The 1,474-nt window shown below is 36.3% G+C and carries 2 protein-coding genes; both read right to left on the bottom strand.

From position 1 onward, the window contains the following. Window positions 1-30: 30 nt before the first annotated feature. Entirely contained in the window at window positions 31-897 is an 867-nt protein-coding gene (locus tag CWR45_RS14855; protein WP_115750653.1) for an IS3 family transposase, read from the bottom strand. Then, window positions 861-1,421: a helix-turn-helix domain-containing protein gene (locus tag CWR45_RS14850; protein WP_147294840.1), complete on the bottom strand. Its 561-nt coding sequence runs from the start codon at window positions 1,419-1,421 to the stop codon at window positions 861-863. The genes CWR45_RS14855 and CWR45_RS14850 overlap by 37 nt, the downstream gene beginning before the upstream one ends. Window positions 1,422-1,474: the final 53 nt, after the last annotated feature.

Here is a 1,474-nt window from a genome sequence, read left to right as displayed (position 1 = left end):
GGTGGTTACCCCTAAAAGTTAGAGTTTTTATTATGCAGCTGATTGGCTGGATTGCGTTCGGTATTCGACTGGACTTAATCCAGCCAATTTTTCTTTTGAACGTTCATGGTTGTACCAGTGGATATATTCTTCAATCCTACTTTTTAATTCTTCATAGCTTACTAATTCTTCTCCATAATACATTTCTTGTTTTAAAATGCCAAAGAAATTCTCCATGGAAGCATTGTCTGCACAGGTTGCTTTACGTGACATGCTTTGGAATACTTTATTTTCTTTTAATGCCCTCACCCATTTGTTGTGCTGGTAATGCCAGCCTTGATCGGAATGGATGGTGGTGCGAAAAGATGCACGATTCTTTATTATTTCTAGCGTTTCTTTTAACGGTTCCATGACAAGATCTAACGTTGGACGTTTCTTGATTTCATACGCAATTATTTCTCCGTTATAAAGGTCGAGAATCGGATTTAAATACAACTTTTCTTCCCCTAGACATTTGAATTCTGTAATGTCGGTTACTAATTTTTGAAGAGGGATAGGTGTGCTAAAACGGCGGGTTAGTCGGTTTTTCGCTACTTTTCCAACCTTTCCCTTATAAGAATTGTATTTACGAGATTTCCGCATAAATTTCACACATTTTAATCCCAATTCTCGCATAATGCGATACACTTTTTTATGATTAATTTGATGTCCTAATTTCTTAAGTTCTTTCGTGATACGTTTATAACCATAACGTTCATGAAACTTTTTAAATAGATCTGTAATGATTTCTTTTAATTCTATATCCGAATCTTCTCTGCCAAAATTTCTCACATGATAGTGATAGGTTGCTTCAGGCATACCCAAAACGAGAAGAATATCTTTTAATCGGAATCCTTCTTCTTTAAGCTCGAATGCCACCTTTGCTTGTGCTTTTCGTGGGAGGCATGTGGATTTTCCCGAAAAGCTCTCAACTTTTTTAGGTACGCATTTTCTAGTCTTAGTAGTTCAATCTCACGTTCCAATTCTTCTTCGCGCGTCAGCTTTTTCTCATCTTTTTTCTTATTGTTTGGTTTTTTAGACATAGAAGGTCGCCCCTTTGACTTTGGTTCCAGGCCTTCTATCCCTTGTTCACTAAATGTCTTCATCCAGCGATTAATTAATGAAGGGTTGTTCATTTTAAACTTATCAGAAGTCTCCTGATAAGAAGCACCTGTTTCTAACATAAATTGTATCGTATTTAATTTAAATTGAACAGAATACTCTTTCCTCGTCTTTCTTCGCTTTAGTCCATCCATGCCGTGTGCTTTATAGGAACTCACCCAATTTTTTAATGGGCTACTGCTGGGCATATTATATTTTTTCGCCAATGATGGATATCCAAAATTTCCGTACAAATACTCAGTGACAAGTTTTATTTTAAATTCTTCACTATATTTGACCATAAAAACACCCCCGAAAGTTAGATTTTCTACTCTAACTTTCGGGGGTCGGTACC

This window comes from Oceanobacillus chungangensis (genome assembly GCF_003369565.1).
GTDB lineage: Bacteria > Bacillota > Bacilli > Bacillales > Amphibacillaceae > Oceanobacillus > Oceanobacillus chungangensis.
This window is presented reverse-complemented; position numbering and strand designations above follow the sequence as displayed.

Bases quoted from the DNA above. Each gene is read 5' to 3' on its own strand.
- CWR45_RS14850 (WP_147294840.1), bottom strand. From the start codon at position 1,421: ATGGTCAAATATAGTGAAGAATTTAAAATAAAACTTGTCACTGAGTAT.